Source organism: Fodinibius salicampi (genome assembly GCF_039545095.1).
Classification (GTDB): Bacteria; Bacteroidota; Rhodothermia; order Balneolales; family Balneolaceae; genus Fodinibius; species Fodinibius salicampi.
Genome location: NZ_BAABRS010000001.1, coordinates 1,058,856 through 1,075,997 on the forward strand (window position 1 = coordinate 1,058,856; position 17,142 = coordinate 1,075,997).

The window sequence follows — 17,142 nt, forward strand, 5'->3', positions numbered from 1 at the left end:
CTGGTTATCCATTGGATTAGTGTGGAAAGAAAAATCTCATTTTAAGAGCTTTTAAAGGGCCGGAGATATTTCCATCTGGCTGCATTCATCAAACATAGTATCAAATTCTTCAATCCTTTCGGGCCAGTTCAGATGCTTATTAATATTTTGCAAAGAAGACTTTGGCAAAGGATTGGTTTCTCCAGTCAATAAATCCTTTAAATAATGGAAGAGATCATCTTCAGTATTATAGAGTACTGGTGCGTGAAGCAAAGGCTTATGGAGGCTTTCAGGAATGAGCTCCGGATAATGAAGCCTGTTGGGCAAAAGAGGATGACAACCACAGTATATAGCTTCCATAATAGCCACACAGAAAAACTCATAGGTAGCCGTGGATACTACAATATCACCGCTATGGAGCAACTTGCTGTAATTTTCACGATTTTCTACATATCCAAAGTGAGTAATATGCTGGCCGTATCGCTGCCATGCCTTCTCGAATTCTTCAGGCTTTTCATGTTGGGTATCTCCAGCCAGGATCAGATCAAAAGTCAGATCAATATCATTAAGACGATTAAGCACCCGGAAAAACATTGCGGGATTGCGATCGAACTGCCAGCGCTGATTCCACACGATAACCGGATTTTCGTTTGATTCCCGCTGGTCAGGCTGGGTGTTGAACCGATGAAGATCAAGTCCCGGATATAACACCATGCTTTTTTCCGCTATCTTATCCACGGGATAATAGTATTTGTCATCGGGATAATACTCTAAAAACTCGGGCAGTGCTTTCAGAAAATCATCACGGTGAAAGTTTGATGAAAAAATAAGCTTATCAGCGGAGAGCATACTGATATAATTAAGATAGCAGTAGGTCAGGTCCCGTTCTTCATCCTCAGGTATTGGCTGAGTAAACTGGTTTTCATGCATATACATGATCTTTGGCACATCAGCAAACCGCGGATTCGTCAATGATAAAAAAGCAGGTAAGTTTGTCATGCTGCTAACCAGCAACAGATCAATATCTTCAGAGATCTCCTGGGTCATGCCGGCCAGTTTAACCGAGTTCCCGTGCATCTGCCATTTTTGTCCCTTGTAGCTTAAATTTACAGGAATGATATTATGACGGGAGTGACTTTTTAATCCCTTTAAGAAGGCTTTGTGCGAACCGCTGTAAAAAGGTTCTACTGCTAGGATATTCATTCAGAATAATATTATAATCGAAATTCAAGACAGATGTAGAAAACAGATAGCCATAATGTAATAGGATTGAGCCAGAAATATTATCGGAAACGTGCTTCTATATCTTCCAAAGGGATATATTCGAGGGTTGGCTTATTCAACGGATCACTATATGGCTCATCACAGGCGAAAAGCTGGTCAAGCAGGTTCTCCATTTCCATGTCCGAAAGTCTTTTTCCTTTAGGAATAGCTGTTTTTGCTGCAAATGCTATTGCCAAACTTTCACGCGCATCAAACTCAAACTGCCCATTAATTTCCTGGTATTGCTCCAGCATCGATTTCAAAACCGATTGCTCGTCCCCGACATTGATATCAGCCGGGACCCCGCTTATCATAGCGGTGTTTCCACTGAGCAATTGGACATTAAAGCCCATCCGCTGTAAAATAGGATGTACTTCCTCCAAAAGTGAAAACTCAGAAGCAGAGAACTCAACAGTCTGTGCAAAAAGAAGCTGCTGGGTACTTGGAATCGCTTCTTCTGTTGCGCTAAGCGCCTTCTCATAAACAATGCGCTTATGGGCCGCATGTTGATCAATCAGGCATAATCCTGAACGGGTCTGTGTGAGAATATAGCGGTTATGCAGCTGCCAGAACCCCCGGTCGCCCATCTGTTCGGGCTCTTGTCCTGTAAAATCTTTTTGCCCCTTGTCACTGCCTTTGTGTTGTTCAAAACTATAAAGCTGCTGGGACTTATCTTGATCTCCTTTGGAGGATTTAGACCGGTCAAAATTTATACGGGACGGAAACTTAACCGGCTTCTTTTTTTCGCTTCCCCCCGACTGACTTCCTCCGAAATTAAAATCCGTGGAGAAATTACCACTGCGACTTCGATGCGATTGACGCGATTCAGGACGAGAGACATCCGGTACTAGAAACTGCTCGTTCAGCGTTTTCTTAACTACTGATTTAGTCAGCTTTATTACGCTTTGTTCATCTTCAAACTTAACCTCTTCCTTGGCAGGATGAACGTTAACATCTACCTGTGCAGGATCTATACTCAGAAAAATAGCGTAAAAAGGATAATCTTTGTCACCTGTCCATGTATCATAAATACTCAATATAACGTATGTCAGCCACCGGTGCTGAATTGGTCGCCCATTGACGAACAGGAATTGCTCTCCACGGCTCCTTTTTGTCAGTTTAGGATCAGCCAGAATACCCCGAACCGTAAGGTAGCTGGTTTCCTCTTCAAACTCTATAAGACTGGCGCGGTAGCTTTTGCCAAACATATCGGCAATTCGCTCTTTTAACAGCTGGTCCTTGGGCAGATCATAGATTATATCTGTATCAGCCACAAGCTCTATACCTAAATCGGGATTTGCCAATGCTGCTTGCTGAACCGTTTTCAGGATATGACGAAACTCCGTAGCATCTGTTTTTAAAAACTGACGGCGGGCTCGAACATTATAAAAAAGATTACGAACAGCTACCGAAGTACCATCCTCCACAGCAGCGGGCTCAAACGATTTCTCTTCGCCGCCCCAAATTTCATATTTATATCCAATATCATCACCCGGACGCTTGGTTTTGAGTGTTACCTGGGAAACCGATGAGATTGAGGCCATAGCCTCTCCCCGAAAACCAAGTGTGCGAACGCGGAAAAGATCATCCACATCCTGAATCTTGGAAGTGGCATGCTGTTCAAAACAAAGCCGTATATCCTCCTCTCCCATCCCGCAGCCGTTGTCGATCACCTGTATAAGCGTTCGTCCGGCATTTTGGATAACGATTTTTAATTCGTCCGCTCCGGCGTCAATAGCATTATCCAGTAACTCTTTAACCACTGAGCTGGGTCGTTGTATCACTTCGCCAGCAGCAATCTTGTTGGAAATCTCGGGAGGAAGCTGATGAATAATGGAATGTTGGGAATCCGTTTCCTGAGTCAATGTACGGGTTAATTTTTCGGGTTTACTATTGTACTTCTAACGACAGACTGCCTAAGATCCAAAGATATGATTCTATGATAATTCGTAAAATTTAAAGCAGATACATAATATAAATAACCAGCGACAAACCCAGCGCATACATCAACACAGAGCGTCCCTGATGATATTTTTTATGAGAACGTCGGATTTGTATTCGTTCCTTTCTGCTCTTCTCTTTCTCCGGGTCATGATGCCGAAAAGGATAATCAAATTTTTTGGGCCGGGGCCGGTGCCCGAACATTGGCTTGATCATGGCTGCTTCCTCATATGATATAGGGTAGAAGTTTCCATTAAGTATGAACATAATATAACCAGAAAATTGGATAAAATGCAGTCCCCATACTTCTTCTTTTTCAACCTGTGCACCTGCCTGTTTTTTTTGCTATACTTAAAGGCAAATTAAATTCAAAAATCTATTGCAGAAATTCCATGAGTTACGACAAAATAACTGCTCCAGAAAAAGGTACCAAAGTTGAAAAGAAATCCGATGGCTCTCTAAAAGTAGGTGACAATCCTATTATTCCATTTATCGAAGGTGATGGAATAGGAATTGATATCACTCCTACTATGCGCCACGTTTTAGATAGCGCTGTCGAAAAAGCATATGACGGCCAAAAAGAAATTGAATGGTTCGAAATTTATGCCGGCGAAAAAGCCCTCAAGTATTATGGTGAAGGTCATTGGCTGCCGGAAGATACGCTTAAAGCTATTAAAGACTATAAAATTGCTATTAAGGGTCCGCTTACAACCCCTGTTGGTGGCGGTATTCGCTCCTTGAATGTAGCTATTCGTCAAAAACTGGATTTATTTGCCTGTGTGCGTCCGGTTAAATATTACAAAGGTACTCCAAGCCCTGTTAAGCATCCCGAAAAAACAGATATGGTCATTTTCCGGGAGAATACCGAGGATATTTATGCAGGAATTGAATATCAAACGGGAACAGAGGAAAATGAAAAACTCAAGAATTTCCTGATCGATGAATTGGGTGTTGACCAAATCCGCTTTCCTGATACCACTTCTTTAGGTATTAAACCTATATCCATTGAAGGAACAAAACGTCTCGTTCGGTCTGCCATTGATTATGCTCTTGAAACTGGTCGCGACAGTGTTACCCTGGTACACAAAGGAAATATCATGAAGTTTACCGAGGGAAGCTTTAAAGAATGGGGTTACGAAGTAGCGCGTGAAGAGTATAACGCTGAAGTTATTGGCGAAGGTCCCTGGTGTAAGCTCCCTAATGGACTGGTTGTTAAAGATGTTATTGCAGATGCTTTCTTGCAGCAAATTTTAACTCGTCCCGATGAGTACGACGTTATCGCTACAATGAACCTCAACGGCGATTATATTTCTGATGCTCTTGCTGCTTGTGTAGGAGGAATTGGAATTGCTCCCGGAGCGAACATCAACTACAATACCGGACTTGCTGTCTTTGAAGCGACACACGGTACCGCGCCTAAGTATACCGGTCAGGATAAAGTAAATCCTGGATCTCTCATCCTCTCTGGAGTTATTATGCTGCGGTATATGGGCTGGAACGAAGCAGCAGACCTTATTGAGAAAGGAATAGAGGCTTCAATCAGTCAGAAGAAGGTAACCTATGATTTTGAGCGCCTGATGGAAGGAGCAACCCTTCTGAAGTGTTCTGAATTTGGTGACCAAATCGTAGAGAATATGTAATAGACAATATATCTCTTTGTAAAAAGATCAAGCCCGCAAGGTATTCATGCTTTGCGGGCTTTCTTTTTGGTATTTAGAAAATTTTATCCGCCTTCCTTCTTCCTTCCTGCTAGAATGAGCTAAAAAACTGTGCATTCTTAATAGTTTCCCATTGTCCTTCGTAGGAAGACAATCTGGCATCAATAGCCTCAATCAGCTCTGCTTTATTTACCTGTACTTTTGCAAAACCTCTGATGCCCTGATGGTCCGTTACTTCCCTTTTGGCTGTTTCCCGCATGTGCGATACTTCCTCTACCGCATCTGCCGCCTTTCTGAATTCAATTAAAAAGCTGGGATCTTTCAGCTCCGAAGTCTGGCCTTCTCCATCAATAATATTGGTGCGAATATTTTCAAGACGATCAGAAACTTCACGTTTCAGCCGTGCGATTCCCCAGGCTTGGGCTTTCGATACAGCTCTCTCGGGGTCACTGTCAATAGCTGTTGCATAGGCAGTAATTGTCGTATCATTATCTGTGATCTCTTGCTCACTAAACCATTCGGGCATCCATTCGAGCTCTTCCTGTGGAGCCTGCTGATTAGCAGTGCTGTCCACCGTTGGGGCGCTGGCAGAGCATCCAATCAATCCCATTAATATTATTGCTAGTCCTAATTTCAATAAAATCCTGTCCATAATAATTTTGTTTAAAATAAACTCATTAATAATTTTATAAAAAAGACTAAAATCAGCCATAGATTGACCACTTGCAACCAAAATCTTATCCATTCATATGGTCTGGTATTATGAGAGAGCAGATTAAAAGGGATCAAAAATTATTTTATTCCGATTGGAATAGTTCCAGCTCAATCTCTTTTTCTATCTCTTCTCCTTCCCGCCAAATATTTACTAAAACCACTTCACCGGGACTCATTACTGCTATCTTTTGTTGCAGCTGATTAGATTCATCAACAGGTGTCCCGTTTACGCTAAGGATAACATCATCTTCTTCTAAGCCGGCCTCGGCCGCTGCCCCATCCGGTACCACCCGTTGAATACGTACTCCCCTAATAGTATCCATACCTAATTCTTCAGCAGCTAAAGCATCTATACTGCTAATGGTAACACCCAGCAAGGCACGACGCACTTCGCCATACTCAATAAGATCTTTAGCTACCTTCATTGCTAAATTCGAGGGGGCGGCGAAGCCGTATCCCTGGTAGTTTCCACTCATTGAGGCAATAGCTGTATTTACACCAATCAGCTCTCCACTGGTATTCACCAAAGCGCCTCCACTATTTCCTTTATTAATAGCTGCGTCGGTTTGAATAAAGCTCTCCACCCGCATTCGATCCTGAATAATCTGCATGTCCCTACTCAACGCACTGACGATACCAGCGGTAACGGTGGATCGGAGTCTAAAGGGGTTTCCGATGGCCAAAACCCATTCCCCTACCTCTACTTCGTTGGAATTCCCTACGGTTATGGCCGGCAAGCCTTGCGCATCAATCTTCATAACGGCCAAATCAGTCGTGGGGTCCTTGCCAACCACCCGGGCCTCAAATGTTCGTTTGTCATTGAGCGTAATATGAACGCCGTCTTCGGCCGCTCCCTCGATTACATGATTATTGGTTAAGATATAGCCATCGCTGCTAATAATAATCCCCGAACCTACAGTGCGGGCTCTCCAGGGAAAAATGTTTCCCCACATGCCCTCTTTCTCTTCATGTAATTCATCATCGGGAATATCTTCTTTTGAGATGGGGATCTCAGTTTCAATGTAGACCACTGTAGGCCTTACGCGTTCCGCTATTTTTTTAAACAGAAAACGACCATCCAGTTTCTCGAGATCCTCATCCGAAAAAACAGGCTGTGTACTTTGGGTCACTTGCGTGACTTCTACCTCTGCATGATCATTGACTCCGTTTTGCTGATATATCGTAAAGAGTGCTCCTACCAGAATCCCGATTAAAAGCAACAGTATGGCTGTCAGATAACGGTCTCTTCTTTTCATGGTGTTTCCTGCAAAATTTGTTCAAAAATGGCGTCCGACTTTCGGTCTTTTAACCCCTCTACATGGTACTTAAAATATCGGTCTAATAATTTAATCAATCCTTTTAATTCTCCCGACTCAAATGAAATATCAAAGAGTGTTGAACTTCTCGCCTGCAATGCGATTGTTATAAATTTAGCTTGACGAGAACTTAACTTATATGAATGCGAAGAAATATTCCTTGTAGATACTAAACCGGATTCTATGTTTAAATAGTTCATTTCTTCGAGGGATTCCCCTGCATCGAGCTGCAGGCCAACACCCGTAAGTTCGGCTAAGCGTATTTGCAGATAGGGAAAAATAACCGGAGGATGAACATCCGTACGGTCCAGCCATACCAACATTTTTTGGGTAAAATCAAAGAGAGGCTCGTTTACTTCATTATCATGCAACAGCTGACTGATCAGCTCAATGGCCGAAGTCATAGTAGCCATTTTCTCAAAATTGGTACGCAGATTCATGGTCTTTTGCTGGTAACTGGCCTCACTCAGAATCTGAACAGAGCGGGAGCTTTTATAGTAATAAACGACATCCAGCATATTTCCCACTTCAATAAGTCCGGAAAACTTACTTTTGGGCTTTTTCGCTCCGCGTACCATTAATGCGATTTTACCATGTTCGCGGCTAAAAACGGTCACAATCTTACTCGACTCCTGGTAATCAACCGTTCTAAAAACGATGGCCTCCGTATGAGAAATCATTCCTTTTCCATAATCAAAGCGTTAATCTGTATATAGAAAAGGACGGGGAGTACCGATACAATTGCAACTCTTAAATTAGTTGGAACTACCGGTAAGTTGAAAGGATCGTGCCGGTCGACTATTGACAGAAGGTTGCTCAATAAGACGTAATTTTTGTTGTGACTCCTCCAAGAGGGCCTCGTAACTGGTATCATCAAGGCTTTGACCATTAAAATGGAGGACATTATTGCGATCAACCCATGGCTCGACCTCTTCTTCCTGAGCCATTATAGTCTGAAACAGCTGTGTATCCAGTGAAAATCCACTGCTACCGGTTGTTACCTCGGTTTCGGCATCACTACTTGTCGAGGAGGTCGATAGTTGCTGGCGATTATCCCCTTCGCTACCTATATAAAACCATGCCCCTCCGGCCGTAAGAGTAAGAGCAATAGTTGCTGCAACAGCATATTTAAAAGCAGGCTTAAACGAAGATATAGTAGAGGCCCTGTTTTTTTGAGCCTGAGCGGCCGCCTGCTCCATAATTTGATCGCTTAACTCCGATGGAGGATTTTTTTCGGGCAGCCTATCTAGCTTTTTTAGCGTCTGCCGCATACTTTCAACCTCAATAAGGAGGTCTTCATCCTCCATCATTGCTCGTTCCATCAGTAGTTCCTCAGAAGGATCCATCTCCTTCATCAGATACCGAATACAATCATTGTTCTCATTGCGCATAATTATGTTCTTCTTGTTCTTTTTCTTTATCAAAAAGTTTTCGAAGATTTATTAACGCATACCGCATGCGTCCTAGTGCGGTATTTATTGAAACATCGGTTAAATCTGCAATTTCCTTGAACGGCATTTCGTAATAGTGACGCAACATTACCACTTGCCGCTGTTCTTCAGGAAGTTCACCAATATGCTTCATCAGGCTGCTTTTCGTTTCTTGCTTCTCAAGCTGTTCCTGTGCGCTGACAAGATCTTCGTCAGGTAAACGATCGTAGAAATCCGTATTGGAGTCCTCGTCGTAAGAAGCATTAACGTCCACAAACCGTTTTTGTTTTCTTAAATAATCAATTGTTGCATTATGGGCTATACGCATAACCCATGCAATCCATTTTCCCTGTTCATTGTAGGTATCGTCCATCTTCGTAATAACCTTGGTAAAGGTCTCCTGGAAGATGTCGTCCGCTTTTCCGCTACTTCCTACCATACTGTAGATATAGGAGTAGACTTTGGTTTGGTGACGATTCATAAGCTCACTGAAGGCCTGTTCATCACCGTTTTGGCGATAAAATCTAACCAGGTCTTTATCATCCAGCTGCTTATATTTCTTACTAATATGTTTGGATTGTTCGAGCTTCATAATATCCTCACGCCTGATTTAAGAATTTAAGTCAATCATACAGCTCAACAAGCTATATGTAATTGACCGCCATCTATCACCAGAACAAATTTCTTTAAATTACGATTCAGTAAGTTCTACACTATGTTGAGTACGTAATTCAGGAACTTTTGTTCCATTGACAGTCAATTATCTATACGCATTCTAAATACTGTAGAACTTATTGTATATCACATGTTAATGTTAGTCACCTTTGTGTTCTTCGTTATTACTTCCAAAATAATTAAATACTCTTTGACCCATTTTCGTTCCAATTTCGGCTTGCAGCTCGTCTAAAGGAGCCTTTTGAACTGATGATACCGACCCAAACTCCTTTAGAAGCTTTTGGGCTGTTTTCTTACCTACTCCTTTAATTTGTGTCAACTCGGTTTTAATCGTTCGTTTTGAACGTTTATCACGGTGGAAATTAATCGCAAAGCGATGCGCTTCATCCCGTATCCGCTGCAAAAGCTTCAATGCCGAAGATTTCTTTGGAATCATTATGGGTTTAGACTTGCCCGGCACAAAGACCTCTTCCAGGCGCTTGGCCAAACCGATAACTTCACACTCTCCATAAAAACCAATTTCTTTCAAAGCTGCAACAGCACTGCTTAATTGCCCTTTACCCCCATCAACAACAATAAGATCGGGAATATGCTGTTTTTCCTTCATTACGCGGCTGTACCGGCGTTCCAGCACCTCTTTCATGGAGGCAAAGTCATCGGGACCCTCAACTGTTTTTATGTTAAATCTTTTATACTCGCTTTTTCTTGTGCGGGCATCCACAAAACAGACCATTGAAGCCACCGGGTCGCTTCCCTGCAGGTTCGAGTTGTCAAAACACTCGATGCGCCGTGGCAGGCGGTCTAAATCCAGTTGTTCCTTAAGCTCCTTTATTGAATGGGGGATTCGTTTTCGGGCGGCTTTCTCTTTTTCCAGCTTCCGTTCACCCAGCATAAGCTTGGCATTGGAAAGCGCCATGCGGATCATCTTGGCCTTTTCTCCGCGCTGTGGCCGATGGATACGCACCTGCTTTCCCCGCTGCTCTGACAGATACTGGTACAGCGGCTCATCATTCTTCAGTTCGTGACTTACATACACTTCATCAGGGATTGTATCCGATCCAAACTCCTGGGAGCCCGTATAATAATCTTCCACAAAGGATTGAAGCATCTCTCCTTTCTCCAGATGATCTATATTCTTCAGGAAACGATGGAATTTACTAATCAGTTTACCCTCGCGGACTTTAAACAGAACCCCACAGGCCTCCGATATCTCTTTATCCACCCGCAGAGCAAACAGATCCCGATCTACCTGCTTGCTGGCTACCATCTTCATCTTTTTGCTGTATTTCTGTACGGCCTTTAAACTATCACGTATGCGGGCTGCCTGCTCAAAGGCCAAATCATCGGAAGCAATAGACATTTCTTCTTTCAAATCCCGTATCAGAGCCTTAGTACGGCCATTCAGCATACGCTCGACCTTTTTGATGGTCTCCTGGTATTCTTCCAGATCCCAGTCCCCGGAACAGCTTTCCAGATAGTCGTCAAAGCAGGAGTGCCATTTGGGCGGACCTTTTGTTCGATTCACCGTTTTGCGGGCTACAGCACAGGTACAAAGGTCAAAAGCCTTACGAATGGTTTCCATCATCCGCTTCATGTGCATGACACTGTCATAAGGACCAAAATACTTGCTACCATCCTTAATGACCGTCCGAGTGGAAAAAACACGGGGACGCTCTTCATTGGTGATACAAATATATGGATAGGTTTTATCATCCCGGTACATCACATTATAGCGGGGCTGGTGCTTCTTGATAAGGTTATTTTCCAGGATGAGAGCCTCAGACTCAGAATCGGTTACAATCACGTCCAGATCGTCAATCTTCTTAACCATCACCCGAATACGTCCGTCATGACCTCCGGAATCCTGAAAATACGAGCGAACCCGGTTCCGCAATCGTTTGGCCTTACCGATATAAAGCTCACGCCCTTTCTTATCTTTAAAAATGTATACACCCGGAGAAAGCGGCAGATGATCTACCTTCTCCTTTACATCAATTTCTGCAGAATCCGTGCTCATTGATTACCGTAGATTAAAAACTCGTTTTTCCTAAAATATAAATTATCACAATAATGATATACCGCTATCCCCGAATTAGTTCTACCGAGACTATAATAAAAACGGCGACTTACTTTGTTCATAAATTTGTTTACATAGCTAAGGTCATTATTTTTACACTTTTCAAATATTTTCAGCAACAATTTCTGATGGATTACACCAACACCCAGCCCAATATTCCCATTGTTTTTGAGGATGAACACCTATTGGTTATTGACAAGCCCTCGGGCCTCCTGTCGCAAGAAGATCATACTGGGGATCCGGATGTTTTAAGCCTTTGCAAATCCTATCTCAAGCGGTCGGCATCTTCAACCGGCACCCCATACCTCGGACTCCTCCATCGCCTGGACCGCCCGATAAGTGGGCTTATGCTCCTTGCTAAAGACGGAAATGCCGCTCAGGTATTATCCAAACAAATACGTGACCGTACGATACAAAAAACCTATTGGGCTGTTTGTGAGGGATCCCCACCCCGGAATGGAGTATTAACACACTATCTTGCTAAAGACCGGGATAGAAATGTAGTAGAGATAAAGCCGGAAAGCCAAAAAGAAGCTAAGAAAGCCATATTATCTTTTGCGACCATGGAACAGCAGGAACAATTAAATCTACTGTCCATTCATCTTCAAACGGGACGTCCCCATCAAATACGTGTACAGCTAGCGGCAGAGGGATACCCGATTTGGGGAGATTACAAATATGGCAGCAATCAGCCCGATGGAAGGGAGATGGCTCTCCGAGCCGTTGAGTTGATTTTTGAACATCCCGGGCATAAGCAGCAAGTGTGTCTCGAAGTAGCTCCTGCCAACCAAATGCCATGGTCCCTCTTTTCAATCGCCCAAATGTAATGCAATCTGAATGAAATTAACCCATTTAAGTCAATCGGCCGCTTTTATCACCATTAAGTTTTATGGACTCACTCGGGATGAGCGATATCGAGCTCTCTTTGAGAAGGAAACGATACGGTATTATGAAAAGATGGTTTCTTTCTTACCTGCCCCTCTCTCCTACTATCACTACTGGCTGCAATTCAAATGGGCACGACTGTTATACATTGCTGCTGAGGAAATGCTTTTGCCGGGGGACCTGCTCCATATTCTTGCTCGGAAACAGTTTGTGGAACACATGGCCGATGATCTGCTCGAAGAAGGATATGACCAAGTACTTATCCTGGGAAGCGGCCTTGATCATCTGGGACTCCGATATGCCCGGAGTAACAAGCCTACAATTGAAATCGATACTCTGCGTATGTCGCAGTATAAACAGGCTTTTTTAGACCAACACTATCCCCATTCAGAGCATCCTCATCTATTGGGTTGTAACCTATCGGAGCAACCGCTCAGCAAGATACTGGAATGCCAAGAGATCCTTACTCCAAAGAAAAAAACGATCGTTATTGCGGAAGGATTTTTCGATTACCTTGCCCCGCCCACCGTTCATAATACCCTTTCCAACCTTCGGGATTACTTTTCTTCCCCGGCCGTTATAAGTACCCATTTCGCACTGGATGAACTATCTCCCTTTCATCGCTGGATCTTTCAAACAAGCCTTCGATTCGCCGGAGAACCACTACAGTTTCATACTTCAATGGATGAATTTGAACAAATACTAGATGAATATCATCTCTGGCTCTCTTCATGTTACGGGACGGATGATTTGGCCACCCGGCTGAATACTCAGGTAGAAATCAATCTTCCGCTTTTAAAAGGATTTTACCTTTTTACCGCAAAATAAGCATTCCTAAAAAGCAATTGGCAACAATCCATTAATTATAAGTGGAACATTCGCAGGTATCTATATGTTGATTAAGTGAACAGCGCCATTCTCACTGAAAAAACACTTCTCGGCCAACCAGAGTTATGGGCAAAAAGGAGCTTACCAAATATGAAGCGCTCAAGCTGATTACCCCCGTAGTGGATGACGAGGTATGCCAGGAAAAAAAACAGACTTTTTTTGAGTTCATAGAAAAGCATGATGACGTGCGGAAGCAATATGAGTCCACCAAAAAAATTAAATCGCTCATCTGTTCACGATGTCCCTCCCGAAAAGCCCCGGAAACCCTGCGAATCAGTATTAAGAAAATAATTCGAGAAAACTGTAAGTGATACTGCTAACTTACTGGTATGCAATTGGTAAGAAAATACATATAAAACTGTATTAAAGATAGGATGTCGTTAAAAACGTATACGCGTAGCCAGCAACGGAATGGTTTCATCCATAATATTCGCTGAGGATACTCCCAGGGCAAAAGAATTTCGCTGTTCCTGATATTTCTCCACCGATTTACCTACACTCATAATATTATAGATAGTACTTCCAATAATCAGTGCTCCCCCTATCAATATCTTGGTATCTGTTAGCTTAACCTCTTTATTGTCCACCGGAAAGGCATCTGCAAAGCGACTACCCAGTATTTCACTGGTCGCATTTTTCATGAGCACCATACCCGTCCCCCGCAGCGCTAATCCTGCAAATCCACGGCCGTAATCCTCCGCATAAAAATTACCGGTTGAAGGTCCTGTTGCCAGTCCATAAACGGTTAACGCCGCTCCGACGGTCTGAACCGTAGGATTCTCAAAAATTGCTACCGTACCAATACCAACCGCCAATGGAATCACCGTATTTGTTACGGCTATATTGCGAGCTTGCGAAACACTTTTAATTTGCTGCTGGTTAATCTGGATTGCCTGCTGGGCTTGTGCCTCAATTGTAAACAGCATTACCAGTAAAATACCTGTAAGAATTATAAAATAGTTTTTCATAAGGCCCTAAATATGGAAAGGATAAGATTCATCTACAAACCAGCTTTAAAAACAATGCAGCAAACATTTTAAAAAAGACGACTAGTCTTTTTGTTCTTCCTGCTCTTCCCCATCTCCATCACTTATCTGATTTCTTTCCCTTATATCCTGTGGAAGCGTTTTACTGGATTTAGCCCCCAGCTCCCGCAACATTTCTACTTGCCGTACCACATTACCCCGTCCCTCTGAAAGCCGTCCCATAGCCTCATCATAGCTCTCCTGAGTCTGGCGGATACGCTGACCGATATCCTGCATGCTTTCTACGAACAGCACAAACTTATCATAGAGCGCTCCGCCGCGATCGGCAATTTCCTGTGCATTCTTGCTCTGGTATTCCTGCTTCCACACGCTGTCGATGGTGGCCAGGGTGGCCAGCAGTGTAGAGGGACTTACAATCACGATATTCTGATCAAAGGCATCGTAATAAAGACTGGCGTCCTGCTGCAGGGCCACGCCAAAAGCGGATTCGATAGGTACGAACATCAATACGAAATCGGGACTGTTGCCGCCGTAAAGCTGCTCATAGTTTTTACTGCTGAGTCCCTTCACATGACTACGCAATGAATTGACATGCTGTTTCAAAGCCCGTTGACGCTCCTCGTCATCATCTGCAGAAGTATAACGCTCGTAGGCTGTCAGCGATACCTTGGAGTCAATCACCAACCGCTTTTCATCTGGCAGGTGCACCACCACATCCGGATGCAGGCGTCGCCCGTCGTCGGTAGTATGGTGCTCCTGGAGCTCATATTCCCGACCCTTTGTAAGTCCGGATTTTTCGAGAATACGTTGTAAAATTACCTCTCCCCAGCTTCCCTGAGTCTTAGATTCTCCTTTAAGTGCCTTGGTTAAGTCCTTGGCTTCTTCGGCCATCTGCTGATTCATCTCCTTCAGATGCTTGAGGTGCTGCTCCAGCGAACTACGTCCTTTGATATCCTCTTTGTGGGTTTCCTCTACCTTTTTCTTGAACTCCTCCATCTTTTCGCCGAGCGGCTTCAGGAGCTGATCCAGCTTCTCTTTGTTCTGCTCAGTAAACTTTTGAGACTTCTCTTCTAAAATCTTATTCGCCAGATTCTCGAACTCATCCTTGAACCGCTCCTGCAGGTTTTCCATCTCCTCTTTCTGCTCGGAGAGCCGTTCTTTTAGATTGCGATAATCAGCCTTGAGTGAGGCCAGTTGCTTTTCGGCTTCGTTGGCGCGGCTCTGCTCTTTCTGGTAATTATTTTTCGCTTCTGAAACCTCCGCATCGAGTCGCTCGTTCCGCTCTTCGAGCCGGGATATGGTCTGCATCGCCTCTCCCCGCTCCTGTTCCAGGGCATCGGCTTCTTCTTTGGTTAGTGCCTGACTGCTTTTGTATTTAAAATGGGCGATGGCGTAACCTAGAATTAGGCCTACGAGTATAAACAGGATTGAAATCAGTTCCATGTGTGTGGGTTACAAGTTACAGGTTTTAGCATTTAGCATTTAGCATTTAGTATTTAGTATTTAGTATTTAGTATTTAGTATTTAGTATTTAGGCTGGCGATTTTGAATAGCGATGTCAAGAATTAATTTAAATATTTGTTATTGGTTATCCGGTTCGGTAGTTGCTTAAGCCAAGGAGAACCTTCAACATTTAACTTTTAGCCTGCAACTACTATATGAACACTTCTTTTATCTTGGAGAAGAAGCCTTGGTATAGTGGAGCAATATCACAGTTCTGGCATCCAGTTTCCAGTATGGTTTGTAGATGTAAAAGCTTAAGATATAGAGGTGGGGTGACGGCATGGTGGCAGACCATCTATAGTTTCTAATTAGCTCAATTCAAATCTTTACTAATAGTTTCGAACTCGTATAAGTTACAAACTTGGAGGAGTTTTATATTTTCATTTAGACATGCGGCTGGCCCATACTCGTCCAAGTTGCAAACTTGAACGAGTATTAGGAACCAACTTTTCCATCTCACTCCTCCTGCCCTTACTTACTCAGTCTCCTTGAGATCATAATCCCGGACACTACGAGATACTAAGCTCATACACTCCGAGATTAGTTTCTCAGACACTATGAGTAAGTAATCTCAGTCAGTAAGGGATATACTTCTCAGTCCGACCGAGCAGTGTTAAATGCTCCCCAGGCTATAAATCATGCAGGATCTCTTAGAACAGTCTTAAGGTTAACCTTCACAAAGCGCCGCTAAACAGTTCTTGGATTTAGTGTATTCGATATCTAATATCAGTTAATATGGCAAGTGATATTTCAATCCTACTTCTACTTAAAACGTAAAAAGCTATGCGACATCAAAACTGGCAGTGTCCGAAGTGCAATAACAGGGAATTTGAGACGGGGGTAGTTTCCGGGACCGGTGGATTTTTATCCAAGTTTTTTAACATTCAAACCCAAAAATTCACCACCATTACCTGCACAAGATGTACCTATACGGAAATGTATAAAGGCGAAAGCAGTACCATCGAAAATATTTTCGATTTCTTCGGTAACTAAGAATCTTATAGGGTCAATTCGACGATCACGGTACAATTGTGAAGCTCATACGAAGAATTATCAGGTGGTGAGTTTTTTGGTTCATTTTTTCCTCATTGAAAAAATGAACAGCCAAAGAATAAAAAGATAGTTAAAAGGTTTCGGTCCTTACACTGACCCCTTCTTGTTCCTCTCCCCTCAGAATTCGAAACCCTGAATGAGTGTAAATTCAGGCTAAAAGATAGCTATCATTCACATTCTAAATCCTGAATCGGCCTTTCCCCTTCTTTGACCAGATAGAGCTCCACCTCGGCAAGCCCATCATCAATAATATTAATTTTTTGGGCTGCCTTGCGGGAGAGATCAATGATGCGATCCCCTGTAAAAGGTCCCCGATTATTAATGCGCACCTCGACGGATTTCTCATTTTCAACATTAACTACGCGGACAATGGTATTAAAGGGAAGGGTTTTATGTGCCGCCGTGAGTGTTTCTGTATCGTACCTCTCTCCACTTGCGGTCAGCTTGCCGTGGAAATATTCACCATACCAGCTAGCAGTGCCGGAATCTATGAAGCAGTCGTCCTCCTGGAACGTGTCGCTCTCCGGAATACAACAGGATATAGTAAACAGGCTTGAAATCACTACCAAGTATAATGGGATATATAAAGACTTATTGATCATACTATTAGTGATATTGCTATAGCAACGCCTTTGTTTCGCAAATAATAAAAAAATGACCTTGCCGAGGATCATGATATATGATTTTAGCCACAACCGCGGGAATGAATTCCCGCGCTATTGATTGGAATAAATTATTGCAAGTTCATCACAAGCGCAGAATTTTCAATCCTAC

Annotated in this window: 17 protein-coding genes; 5 read left to right on the plus strand and 12 right to left on the minus strand. The window is 43.1% G+C overall.

Going from position 1 to position 17,142, the window contains the following annotated elements; genetic code table 11:
• Positions 1-51: 51 nt before the first annotated feature.
• The 3 genes from ABEB05_RS04400 to ABEB05_RS04410 all read right to left on the minus strand — a co-directional run bounded on the left by ABEB05_RS04400 (position 52) and on the right by ABEB05_RS04410 (position 3,450).
• Positions 52-1,182, minus strand: a complete 1,131-nt coding sequence (locus ABEB05_RS04400; protein ID WP_265787865.1) for a tRNA-queuosine alpha-mannosyltransferase domain-containing protein — start codon at positions 1,180-1,182, stop codon at positions 52-54.
• Positions 1,183-1,262: 80 nt separating this feature from the next.
• Positions 1,263-3,107 carry a DNA mismatch repair endonuclease MutL gene (gene mutL / locus ABEB05_RS04405; protein WP_265787866.1) on the minus strand — a complete coding sequence of 615 codons (1,845 nt, stop codon included), beginning with the start codon at positions 3,105-3,107 and terminating at the stop codon, positions 1,263-1,265.
• Positions 3,108-3,198: 91 nt separating this feature from the next.
• Entirely contained in the window at positions 3,199-3,450 is a 252-nt protein-coding gene (locus tag ABEB05_RS04410; RefSeq protein ID WP_265787868.1) for a hypothetical protein, read from the minus strand.
• A gap of 125 nt (positions 3,451-3,575) precedes the next feature.
• Here ABEB05_RS04410 and icd point away from each other — a divergent pair, with 125 nt between their 5' ends.
• Positions 3,576-4,823, plus strand: a complete 1,248-nt coding sequence (gene icd / locus ABEB05_RS04415; protein ID WP_265787870.1) for an NADP-dependent isocitrate dehydrogenase — start codon at positions 3,576-3,578, stop codon at positions 4,821-4,823.
• Between the two features lie 109 nt (positions 4,824-4,932).
• Here icd and ABEB05_RS04420 read toward each other — a convergent pair whose 3' ends face one another.
• From ABEB05_RS04420 to uvrC, 6 genes are all read right to left on the minus strand, one after another.
• Complete coding sequence (locus tag ABEB05_RS04420; protein ID WP_345694234.1) at positions 4,933-5,586, minus strand: membrane-bound lytic murein transglycosylase EmtA; 654 nt, start codon at positions 5,584-5,586, stop codon at positions 4,933-4,935.
• 52 nt (positions 5,587-5,638) lie between these two features.
• Positions 5,639-6,811 carry a S1C family serine protease gene (locus ABEB05_RS04425; protein ID WP_265787874.1) on the minus strand — a complete coding sequence of 391 codons (1,173 nt, stop codon included), beginning with the start codon at positions 6,809-6,811 and terminating at the stop codon, positions 5,639-5,641.
• A complete protein-coding gene (recO, locus tag ABEB05_RS04430; RefSeq protein ID WP_265787876.1) occupies positions 6,808-7,551 on the minus strand; it encodes a DNA repair protein RecO in 744 nt (247 codons plus the stop codon). The genes ABEB05_RS04425 and recO overlap by 4 nt, the downstream gene beginning before the upstream one ends.
• A 75-nt stretch (positions 7,552-7,626) precedes the next feature.
• Positions 7,627-8,262: an anti-sigma factor gene (locus ABEB05_RS04435; protein ID WP_265787878.1), complete on the minus strand. Its 636-nt coding sequence runs from the start codon at positions 8,260-8,262 to the stop codon at positions 7,627-7,629.
• The gene (locus tag ABEB05_RS04440) at positions 8,252-8,893 is read right to left on the minus strand and encodes an RNA polymerase sigma factor (protein ID WP_265787879.1); all 642 of its coding nucleotides are present in this window, start codon (positions 8,891-8,893) and stop codon (positions 8,252-8,254) included. Before ABEB05_RS04440 ends, ABEB05_RS04435 begins: the two co-directional genes overlap by 11 nt.
• 222 nt (positions 8,894-9,115) lie before the next feature.
• Positions 9,116-10,993 (minus strand): excinuclease ABC subunit UvrC, encoded by a 1,878-nt coding sequence (uvrC, locus tag ABEB05_RS04445; RefSeq protein WP_265787881.1) that lies wholly within the window; start codon positions 10,991-10,993, stop codon positions 9,116-9,118.
• 188 nt (positions 10,994-11,181) lie between these two features.
• Between uvrC and ABEB05_RS04450 the strand changes: the two genes are divergently transcribed.
• The 3 genes from ABEB05_RS04450 (at position 11,182) to ABEB05_RS04460 (ending at position 13,137) form a co-directional block, all read left to right on the plus strand.
• Complete coding sequence (locus ABEB05_RS04450) at positions 11,182-11,880, plus strand: RluA family pseudouridine synthase (RefSeq protein WP_265787882.1); 699 nt, start codon at positions 11,182-11,184, stop codon at positions 11,878-11,880.
• A 10-nt stretch (positions 11,881-11,890) separates the two neighbouring features.
• Positions 11,891-12,766, plus strand: coding sequence for a class I SAM-dependent methyltransferase (locus ABEB05_RS04455; protein ID WP_265787884.1), 876 nt, complete (start codon positions 11,891-11,893; stop codon positions 12,764-12,766).
• Between the two features lie 125 nt (positions 12,767-12,891).
• Positions 12,892-13,137: a hypothetical protein gene (locus ABEB05_RS04460; protein ID WP_265787885.1), complete on the plus strand. Its 246-nt coding sequence runs from the start codon at positions 12,892-12,894 to the stop codon at positions 13,135-13,137.
• Between the two features lie 69 nt (positions 13,138-13,206).
• On the opposite strand, the gene ABEB05_RS04465 is transcribed toward ABEB05_RS04460, so the two are convergent.
• On the minus strand, positions 13,207-13,794 hold the full coding sequence (locus tag ABEB05_RS04465; protein ID WP_265787886.1) for a hypothetical protein: 588 nt from the start codon (positions 13,792-13,794) through the stop codon (positions 13,207-13,209).
• An 81-nt stretch (positions 13,795-13,875) separates the two neighbouring features.
• The gene (locus ABEB05_RS04470) at positions 13,876-15,255 is read right to left on the minus strand and encodes a DNA recombination protein RmuC (RefSeq protein WP_265787888.1); all 1,380 of its coding nucleotides are present in this window, start codon (positions 15,253-15,255) and stop codon (positions 13,876-13,878) included.
• A gap of 843 nt (positions 15,256-16,098) precedes the next feature.
• Between ABEB05_RS04470 and ABEB05_RS04475 the strand changes: the two genes are divergently transcribed.
• Positions 16,099-16,308 carry a zinc ribbon domain-containing protein gene (locus ABEB05_RS04475; protein WP_265787889.1) on the plus strand — a complete coding sequence of 70 codons (210 nt, stop codon included), beginning with the start codon at positions 16,099-16,101 and terminating at the stop codon, positions 16,306-16,308.
• 227 nt (positions 16,309-16,535) lie between these two features.
• On the opposite strand, the gene ABEB05_RS04480 is transcribed toward ABEB05_RS04475, so the two are convergent.
• A complete protein-coding gene (locus tag ABEB05_RS04480) occupies positions 16,536-16,970 on the minus strand; it encodes a septal ring lytic transglycosylase RlpA family protein (RefSeq protein WP_265787891.1) in 435 nt (144 codons plus the stop codon).
• Positions 16,971-17,142: the final 172 nt, after the last annotated feature.

Coding starts and splice junctions, on each gene's coding strand:
- ABEB05_RS04400 (WP_265787865.1), bottom strand. CDS start 1,182: ATGAATATCCTAGCAGTAGAACCTTTTTACAGCGGTTCGCACAAAGCC.
- ABEB05_RS04480 (WP_265787891.1), bottom strand. CDS start 16,970: ATGATCAATAAGTCTTTATATATCCCATTATACTTGGTAGTGATTTCA.
- ABEB05_RS04450 (WP_265787882.1), top strand. CDS start 11,182: ATGGATTACACCAACACCCAGCCCAATATTCCCATTGTTTTTGAGGAT.
- ABEB05_RS04420 (WP_345694234.1), bottom strand. CDS start 5,586: ATGGATAAGATTTTGGTTGCAAGTGGTCAATCTATGGCTGATTTTAGT.
- ABEB05_RS04435 (WP_265787878.1), bottom strand. CDS start 8,262: ATGCGCAATGAGAACAATGATTGTATTCGGTATCTGATGAAGGAGATG.
- ABEB05_RS04470 (WP_265787888.1), bottom strand. CDS start 15,255: ATGGAACTGATTTCAATCCTGTTTATACTCGTAGGCCTAATTCTAGGT.
- ABEB05_RS04475 (WP_265787889.1), top strand. CDS start 16,099: ATGCGACATCAAAACTGGCAGTGTCCGAAGTGCAATAACAGGGAATTT.
- ABEB05_RS04465 (WP_265787886.1), bottom strand. CDS start 13,794: ATGAAAAACTATTTTATAATTCTTACAGGTATTTTACTGGTAATGCTG.
- recO (WP_265787876.1), bottom strand. CDS start 7,551: ATGATTTCTCATACGGAGGCCATCGTTTTTAGAACGGTTGATTACCAG.
- ABEB05_RS04410 (WP_265787868.1), bottom strand. CDS start 3,450: ATGTTCATACTTAATGGAAACTTCTACCCTATATCATATGAGGAAGCA.
- ABEB05_RS04460 (WP_265787885.1), top strand. CDS start 12,892: ATGGGCAAAAAGGAGCTTACCAAATATGAAGCGCTCAAGCTGATTACC.
- icd (WP_265787870.1), top strand. CDS start 3,576: ATGAGTTACGACAAAATAACTGCTCCAGAAAAAGGTACCAAAGTTGAA.
- ABEB05_RS04425 (WP_265787874.1), bottom strand. CDS start 6,811: ATGAAAAGAAGAGACCGTTATCTGACAGCCATACTGTTGCTTTTAATC.
- ABEB05_RS04455 (WP_265787884.1), top strand. CDS start 11,891: ATGAAATTAACCCATTTAAGTCAATCGGCCGCTTTTATCACCATTAAG.
- uvrC (WP_265787881.1), bottom strand. CDS start 10,993: ATGAGCACGGATTCTGCAGAAATTGATGTAAAGGAGAAGGTAGATCAT.
- ABEB05_RS04440 (WP_265787879.1), bottom strand. CDS start 8,893: ATGAAGCTCGAACAATCCAAACATATTAGTAAGAAATATAAGCAGCTG.